Raw genomic sequence first — 7,773 nt, forward strand, 5'->3', positions numbered from 1 at the left:
CACCCTGGTGAACAAAATGGCACCGCCACTCAGGCGGGTATACGACCAGATGTCCGAGCCCCGCTGGGTGATCTCCATGGGCTCGTGCGCCAACGGGGGCGGTTATTATCACTATTCTTATGCGATAGTGAGGGGCTGCGATCGTATCGTGCCGGTGGATATATATGTACCGGGTTGCCCGCCTACGGCAGAAGCACTGCTGTACGGCGTGATTCAATTACAAAACAAAATCCGGCGCACGAACACCATCGCCCGCTAAGGGACAGAGGGGGAATCCATGTCTTGGTCTGAACGTAATCAGCGCTTGGCCGCGCGCCTGCAAGAACGTTTTGCAGCGGTGCTGGAGCAATGCAGCGTAGCGTTGGATGAAGTGAACGTTCAGATATCCCGTGAACATGTTCTCGACGTTTGTCAGGCCCTGCGCGACGAACCGGAGCTTGCTTTTGACCAGCTTATGGATTTGTGTGGCGTGGACTACCTCACTTACGGTGAGGAGAAGGGGCGCAGCCCGCGCTTCGCTGTTGTCTATCATTTGCTGTCTGTCAAAAACAATCACCGCCTGCGCCTCAAGGTGTTTCTCGATCATGAGGCGCCGCGGGTGGATTCCGTCGTGGGTGTCTGGAACGCGGCCAACTGGTTTGAGCGCGAAGCGTTCGACCTGTTTGGCATCTTGTTCGACAACCATCCCGATTTGCGCCGCATTCTGACCGACTACGGCTTCATTGGTCATCCCTTCCGCAAGGATTTTCCCCTGATCGGTCACGTGGAAATGCGCTACGATCCGGAAAAGCGCCGCGTCGTGTACGAACCCGTGGCAACCGAGGTGCGTGAGCTGGTGCCCCGCGTGATACGTCACGACAGTCGTTATGAGGGTGAAGTGCCCGAGTTGTCTGAGGTGAGACGTGGCTGAGATTCGTAACTACACCATGAACTTCGGCCCGCAGCACCCGTCCGCCCACGGTGTGCTGCGGCTGGTGCTGGAAATGGATGGTGAGACCATCGTCCGTGCCGACCCGCATATTGGCCTGTTGCATCGCGGTACCGAAAAACTGGCAGAGGCCAGAGCCTTCAACCAAAGCATCGGATACATGGACCGGCTTGATTACGTGTCCATGATGTGCAATGAGCATGGTTATGTACTGGCAATAGAAAAATTGTTGGGCATAGAGCCGCCCTTGCGGGCCCAGTATATCCGCGTGATGTTCGATGAGATCACCCGCATTCTCAATCATCTGTTGTGGCTGGGGGCGCACGCCCTGGATATCGGGGCCATGACCGTGTTCCTGTATTGCTTCCGCGAGCGTGAAGACTTGTTCGACTGCTATGAGGCGGTCTCCGGGGCCCGGATGCATGCCACCTATCACCGTCCCGGCGGCGTGTACCGCGATCTGCCCGACAGCATGCCCCAATACAGCACCTCCAAATGGCATGGCGCCAAAGACGTCGAACGTTTGAACCGCAATCGGCAGGGTTCCCTGCTCGATTTCCTCGAAGACTTCACCGAGCGTTTCCCCAGGTACGTGGACGAGTATGAAACCCTGCTCACGGAAAACCGGATCTGGAAACAACGTACCGTGGGTATTGGTGTGGTGTCACCTGAACGCGCCTTGCAGCTCGGCTTTACCGGTCCCATGTTGCGCGGTTCCGGCGTGGAGTGGGATCTGCGCAAGAAACAGCCCTATGAGGTTTACGACCGGTTGGATTTTGATATCCCCGTGGGTGTGAACGGCGATTGTTATGATCGTTATCTGGTGCGGGTTGAGGAATTGCGCCAAGCCAATCGCATTATCAGACAGTGCATTGACTGGCTGCGAAAAAACCCCGGTCCGGTGATGATTGACAACTTCAAGGTTGCGCCGCCCAAGCGTGAACAGATGAAATCAGATATGGAGGCGCTCATCCACCACTTCAAACTGTTCACCGAAGGCTATTGCGTGCCCGAAGGCGAGGCCTATGCCGCGGTGGAACACCCCAAGGGCGAGTTTGGTGTGTACATCATTTCCGATGGCGCCAACAAACCCTATCGCGTGAAAATCCGCGCTCCCGGTTACGCCCACCTCGCAGGCCTGGATGAGATGTGCCGCGGCCACATGCTGGCGGATGTGGTGGCCATCATTGGTACTCAGGATATCGTGTTCGGGGAGATCGACCGATGAGCGCGCCGGAGTCCAAGCAGTTGTCTGCCAAGGTGCGGGCCGGTATCGACCAGTGGGTGGCAAAGTATCCGCCGGAGCACAAGCAGTCGGCCGTAATGGCCGCCCTGCGTCTGGTGCAGGAAGAGCAGGGCTGGTTGACCACGGAATCCATGGATGCCGTAGCGGACTACCTGGGGATGGAGCCGGTTTCCGTCTACGAGGTGGCGACCTTCTACAGCATGTACGATTTGCAACCCGTGGGGCGGCACAAGATATGTGTTTGCACCAACGTCTCGTGCATGTTGTGCGGTTCTGAGGACGTGGTTCGCCATCTGGAGGAAAAAATCGGGATCAAGTTGGGTGAGACCAGTGCGGACGGCAAGTTCACCTTGAAGGAAGTCGAATGCCTGGGTGCTTGTGCCGGCGCGCCGATGATGCAGATCGGCAAGCAGTACTACGAGAATCTCACGCCTGACAAGATCGACGCCATTTTGGACAGCTTAGAGTAAGCGCCATGGCCAATGAAGTATGTTTCATAACACTGGGTCACGACACGCCCTGGAGCCTGGACGCTTATCGCCAGGTGGGCGGCTATACGGCGTGGGAGAAGATCCTCAGGGACAAAACCTCGCCCGAGGAAATTATCAATCAATTGAAAACCTCTGCCTTGCGCGGTCGTGGCGGTGCGGGTTTTCCCACGGGATTGAAATGGAGCTTTATGCCCCGCTCTTCGGCCGGCCAAAAATATATTTTGTGCAATTCCGACGAAGGCGAGCCGGGCACGTTCAAAGACCGCGATATTCTGCGTTTTAACCCTCATGCCGTCATCGAAGGTATGGCGATTGCCGGTTACACCATCGGCGCGAGCAGGGGTTACAACTACATCCGGGGCGAATTCTGGGAACCCTTTGAACGCTTTGAGGCGGCTTTGGTGCAGGCGCGCGAGGCCGGCTACCTGGGCAAGAATATTCTGGGCACCGGTTTCGACTTCGACATCCATACCCACCTGGGTGCCGGAGCCTATATTTGCGGTGAAGAAACCGCCCTGGTGGAATCTCTGGAGGGCAAGAAAGGGCAGCCCCGTTTCAAGCCGCCGTTTCCGGCCAGCTACGGCCTGTATGGCCGTCCCACCACCATCAACAACACCGAAACCCTGGCCTCCGTTCCCGCCATCATGCGCAACGGCGGCAAGTGGTTTTTGGAACTGGGCAAGCCCAACAACGGCGGTACCAAGATTTTCTCCGTTTCCGGTCATGTGAACAAGCCGGGCAATTACGAAGTGCCCATGGGGACACCGTTTTCAGAATTGCTGGAGATGGCCGGCGGCATGCGCGGCGGCAAAAAACTCAAGGCGGTGATTCCCGGCGGGTCGTCCGTGCCGGTAGTGCCCGGTGACGCCATGATGGAGGTGTCCATGGACTATGACTCCATCGCCAAAGCGGGCTCCATGTTGGGGGCCGGATCGGTGATAGTGATGGATGAAGACACCTGCATGGTGAAGGTGCTGGCACGTATATCCCACTTCTACTACGAAGAGTCCTGTGGGCAGTGCACACCGTGCCGTGAGGGTACCGGCTGGTTAGCGCGTATGGTGCACCGCATTGAGCACGGCCGGGGGCGGCAGGAAGATCTAGACCTGTTGGTTGATGTGTCCAACCGGATCCAGGGGCGCACGATCTGCGCGCTGGGTGATGCGGCGGCCATGCCGGTGGCCAGTTTCGTAAAGCATTACCGGGACGAGTTTCAGCATCATATTGACCACGGCAAGTGCCAGGTCGGGCCCGGTAGCATTTAAAGGCCGGCGCCGGTGGGGCGTGGGTGTAGTCAGAGAGAGCGGCGATGGTAAACATCGAAATTGACGGCGTATCCATAACGGCACGGGATGGGGCAATGGTGATTGAAGCCGCCGATGAGGCCGGCATTCCCATTGCACGTTTTTGCTATCACAAGAAACTTTCCGTCGCCGCCAATTGCCGCATGTGCCTGGTGGAGGTGGAAAAGGCAGCCAAGCCCCTGCCCGCCTGTGCCACCCCTGTGACCGAAGGCATGAAGGTTTACACCAAATCCGCGAAAGCCCTGGATGCCCAGCACGGAACGATGGAGTTTTTGCTTATCAACCACCCCCTGGATTGCCCCATTTGCGACCAGGGGGGGGAATGTGACTTGCAGGATGTGGCCGTGGGTTTTGGTGGGGACCACTCCCGCTATCACGAGAGCAAGCGAGTTGTCGGGGAAAAAGAACTCGGTCCCCTGATTGCCACGGATATGACGCGTTGTATCCATTGTACGCGTTGTGTCCGTTTCGGTGATGAAATAGCCGGCATCAAGGAACTCGGGGCGACGGGACGGGGCGAGCACATGGAAATCGGCACCTATGTCGAGCGGGCGGTATCCTCCGAGCTGTCAGGTAATGTTATCGATCTTTGTCCGGTGGGTGCCTTGACCTCCAAGCCCTTTCGTTACACCGCCCGTCCGTGGGAATTGACCGCGCTGGAGGCGGTATCGCCCCACGATTGTGTCGGCGCCAACCTTTTCCTGCATGTGCGGGGCGGCCGGGTCATGCGGGTGCTGCCCCGGGAGAACGAGGCCATCAACGAAACATGGGCTGCCGACCGTGACCGCTACAGTTACCAGGGTCTGGCCAGCGCAGACCGGGCCACGACACCTCTGTTGCGCAAAGACGGCGAGTGGGTGGAGGCAGAGTGGGAAACAGCGCTGGAAACCGCCGCTGCCGCGCTCAAACAGACCCTGGGTCGCCATGGTGCCGGGCAAATCGGCATGCTGGTCTCACCTTCTTCCACATTGGAAGAGTGTTTGTTGGCGCAGAAAATGATGCGGGCTTTGGGATCCAACAATATCGACCATCGTCTGCGGGACGGTGATTTTGCCGATCAGTCCCGTATGCCCGCCGCACCCACACTGGGGGTGGCCATAGAAGAGCTGGAGTTGTTGGACAGCGTATTGCTGATCGGTTCCAACGTGCGCAAGGAACAACCCCTTCTTGGCCATCGCCTGCGCAAGGCAGCCGTGCGGGGCGGTGCGCTCATGGTGATCAATTCCATGGATTATGAGTTCCGCTTTCCGCTGGCGGAGAAAATTATCGCCGACCCCATTGCCATGGAGCGGGCGTTGGCCGGCGTGGCCAGGGCACTGGTGGATGACGGGGCCGCGGATGCCCCCCGGGCGTTGACGGAGTGCTTGGCCGCGGCGCCCGTCAGCGATACGCACAAAGCGATGGCGGAACGGCTGCAGCGTGGCGATCGCAGCGCCGTGTTTCTGGGTGCGTCGGCGCTGGCTCATCCCGCGGCATCCGTGCTGCGCACCCTGGCCGCGTTCATTGCCAGCCGCACCCATTCCAGCCTGGGCTTGTTTACTCCGGGCGCCAACAGCGCCGGGGCCTGGTTGGCGGGTGCAATACCGCACCGCGGCCCGGCTGCACAACCGTTGAGCGAGCCCGGCCTGGATGCCCGGGCAATGCTGGCGCAGGGCCTGCGGGCCTACCTGTTGCTCAACATTGAACCGGAGCTGGATTGCGCGGATCCGGCTGAAGCGATGAAGGCGCTGTCCGCAGCGCAGAGCGTTGTTGTTCTCACTCCATTTGTAACGGACGCCATGCGCGACTACGCCGACGTGATTTTGCCTGTGGGGACATTTGCCGAAACGGCGGGAACGTTTGTCAGCGCTGAGGGCCGCTGGCAGTTCTTTACCGGCACCAGCACTGGTCCGGGTGAGGCACGCCCGGCGTGGAAGGTCTTGCGGGTGCTGGGCAACGTCCTCGGTCTGGACGGCTTTGACTACACCTCGGTAGAAGAGGTGCGGGCTGCTTTGCCCGAAACGGGCAAATCCCAAGACTTGGTGCCGGCCCTGCTGGCCGATACTGCCCCGGCCGCATTGTCACCGCTGTCGGAGCAGCTTTGGCGCCTCGCGGATGTGCCACCTTATGCTGTGGACAATGTCGTGCGCCGGGCGGGCGCTTTGCAGGCTACCGCCGACGCCGTACCGGCGGCGGTCTATCTGAATGAAGTGACGGCCAAAAATCTGGGTGTGGCCCAGGGTGACAGCGTGGAAGCAAAACAGGGCGAGGCCGCGGTGACGTTGCCTGTTGTTGTCGATGCCCGGGTAGCCGCAGGCTGTGTATGGATACCCGCCGGCCTGAGGGAGAGCGCCGGCCTGGCCGCTCATGCCAGCGCCATTGAAATCAGCAAGGCTTGACAGGACCATGATTGAATTCATTGAAAGCACCTTGGCGGCGCTCCCTGCGGTCGTACTCATTCTGCTGAAAATCGTCATTATCGTCGTGCCCATCATGCTCAGTGTGGCATACCTGACCCTCGCCGAGCGTAAAGTCATCGGTTACGTCCAAGTGCGCATCGGACCGAACCGGGTGGGGCCGCGCGGTTTGCTGCAGCCCATTGCCGATGGTCTCAAGTTGATGATGAAAGAGATCATCATCCCCACCAATGCCAACCGGTTTTTGTTCATCATTGCCCCGTGCCTGGTGTTGGCGCCGTCACTGGCCGCCTGGGCCGTGGTGCCGTTCGATGACGGTTGGGTATTGGCGGATATTGACGCCAGCCTGTTGTATATCCTCGCGCTGACCTCCATGAGTGTGTACGGCATCATCATTGCCGGTTGGGCCTCCAACTCCAAGTATGCCTTCCTGGGCGCGCTGCGATCCGCCGCCCAGGTGGTGTCTTACGAGATTGCCATGGGTTTTGCCTTGGTGGGCGTGCTGATTGCGGCGGGCAGTTTGAACCTGGGCGATGTGGTGACCCGCCAGGACGGCAGTTTACTGCACTGGTTCTGGCTGCCGTTGCTGCCCCTGTGTCTGGTGTACTTCATCTCTGGTGTGGCCGAAACCAACCGGGCCCCCTTTGATGTGGCCGAAGGTGAGTCGGAGATTGTCGCAGGCTTCCATGTCGAATATTCGGGTATGACCTTCGCGCTGTTCTTCCTGGCTGAATATGCCAACATGATTTTGATTTCAGTGCTCACGGCGCTGATGTTTTTCGGCGGCTGGCTGTCGCCTTTTCAAGGCATTCCGCTGCTCGAAGGTTTGTTTGGCTGGGTACCGGGCATTGCCTGGCTGTTGGCCAAAACAGCGTTTTTCCTGTTTTTGTTTCTATGGTTTCGCGCCACTTTCCCGCGCTATCGCTACGACCAGATCATGCGTCTGGGGTGGAAAGTGTTTATCCCCATTACCATCGTCTGGTTGTTGGTCGCCGGCGCGGCGGTGTTGGCGGAACTGGGTCCCTGGTTTGACTAAGGCGGCGGGTCGCTCATGAATACAGTCGTCAATTATTTTCGCAGCCTCATGCTGGTGGAACTGCTGATGGGTTTGAAACTCACCGGCCGGTACTTGTTCGCCAAGAAAATCACAGTGCAGTATCCGGAAGAAAAAACACCCATGTCGCCGCGCTTCCGGGGCTTGCATGCCCTGCGCCGTTATCCCAATGGCGAAGAGCGCTGTATCGCATGCAAGCTTTGTGAGGCAGTGTGTCCCGCCCTGGCGATTACCATTGAATCGGAAAAGCGCGCGGATGGCACGCGCCGCACAACGCGCTATGACATAGATTTGTTCAAATGCATCTATTGCGGTTTCTGTGAAGAATCCTGTCCGGTGGACTCCATCGTCGAA

General features: G+C 58.8%; 8 protein-coding genes. All 8 read left to right on the forward strand.

Annotated features, from left to right (window positions below; all coding sequences use genetic code 11):
* A partial coding sequence (nuoB, locus tag ENJ19_10515; protein ID HHM06157.1) for an NADH-quinone oxidoreductase subunit NuoB occupies positions 1 to 259 on the forward strand: 259 nt, incomplete at its 5' end.
* Positions 260 to 277: 18 nt separating this feature from the next.
* On the forward strand, positions 278 to 910 hold the full coding sequence (locus ENJ19_10520) for an NADH-quinone oxidoreductase subunit C (protein ID HHM06158.1): 633 nt from the start codon (positions 278 to 280) through the stop codon (positions 908 to 910).
* Positions 903 to 2,156 carry an NADH-quinone oxidoreductase subunit D gene (locus ENJ19_10525; GenBank protein ID HHM06159.1) on the forward strand — a complete coding sequence of 418 codons (1,254 nt, stop codon included), beginning with the start codon at positions 903 to 905 and terminating at the stop codon, positions 2,154 to 2,156. The genes ENJ19_10520 and ENJ19_10525 overlap by 8 nt, the downstream gene beginning before the upstream one ends.
* Positions 2,153 to 2,644, forward strand: a complete 492-nt coding sequence (gene nuoE / locus ENJ19_10530; GenBank protein ID HHM06160.1) for an NADH-quinone oxidoreductase subunit NuoE — start codon at positions 2,153 to 2,155, stop codon at positions 2,642 to 2,644. The genes ENJ19_10525 and nuoE overlap by 4 nt, the downstream gene beginning before the upstream one ends.
* Before the next feature lie 5 nt (positions 2,645 to 2,649).
* On the forward strand, positions 2,650 to 3,930 hold the full coding sequence (gene nuoF, locus ENJ19_10535) for an NADH oxidoreductase (quinone) subunit F (protein ID HHM06161.1): 1,281 nt from the start codon (positions 2,650 to 2,652) through the stop codon (positions 3,928 to 3,930).
* A 44-nt stretch (positions 3,931 to 3,974) separates the two neighbouring features.
* The gene (locus ENJ19_10540) at positions 3,975 to 6,347 is read left to right on the forward strand and encodes an NADH-quinone oxidoreductase subunit G (GenBank protein HHM06162.1); all 2,373 of its coding nucleotides are present in this window, start codon (positions 3,975 to 3,977) and stop codon (positions 6,345 to 6,347) included.
* Positions 6,348 to 6,354: 7 nt separating this feature from the next.
* A complete protein-coding gene (gene nuoH, locus ENJ19_10545) occupies positions 6,355 to 7,401 on the forward strand; it encodes an NADH-quinone oxidoreductase subunit NuoH (GenBank protein ID HHM06163.1) in 1,047 nt (348 codons plus the stop codon).
* 15 nt (positions 7,402 to 7,416) lie between these two features.
* Positions 7,417 to 7,773, forward strand: a 357-nt coding sequence (gene nuoI, locus ENJ19_10550; GenBank protein ID HHM06164.1) for an NADH-quinone oxidoreductase subunit NuoI, incomplete at its 3' end; no start/stop codon positions are given.

The organism is Gammaproteobacteria bacterium, assembly GCA_011375345.1.
GTDB lineage: Bacteria > Pseudomonadota > Gammaproteobacteria > DRLM01 > DRLM01 > DRLM01.

Excerpts from the sequence above, each read along its gene's own strand:
- ENJ19_10520 (HHM06158.1), top strand. The coding sequence starts at position 278 with ATGTCTTGGTCTGAACGTAATCAGCGCTTGGCCGCGCGCCTGCAAGAA.
- nuoE (HHM06160.1), top strand. The coding sequence starts at position 2,153 with ATGAGCGCGCCGGAGTCCAAGCAGTTGTCTGCCAAGGTGCGGGCCGGT.
- nuoF (HHM06161.1), top strand. The coding sequence starts at position 2,650 with ATGGCCAATGAAGTATGTTTCATAACACTGGGTCACGACACGCCCTGG.
- ENJ19_10540 (HHM06162.1), top strand. The coding sequence starts at position 3,975 with ATGGTAAACATCGAAATTGACGGCGTATCCATAACGGCACGGGATGGG.
- nuoH (HHM06163.1), top strand. The coding sequence starts at position 6,355 with ATGATTGAATTCATTGAAAGCACCTTGGCGGCGCTCCCTGCGGTCGTA.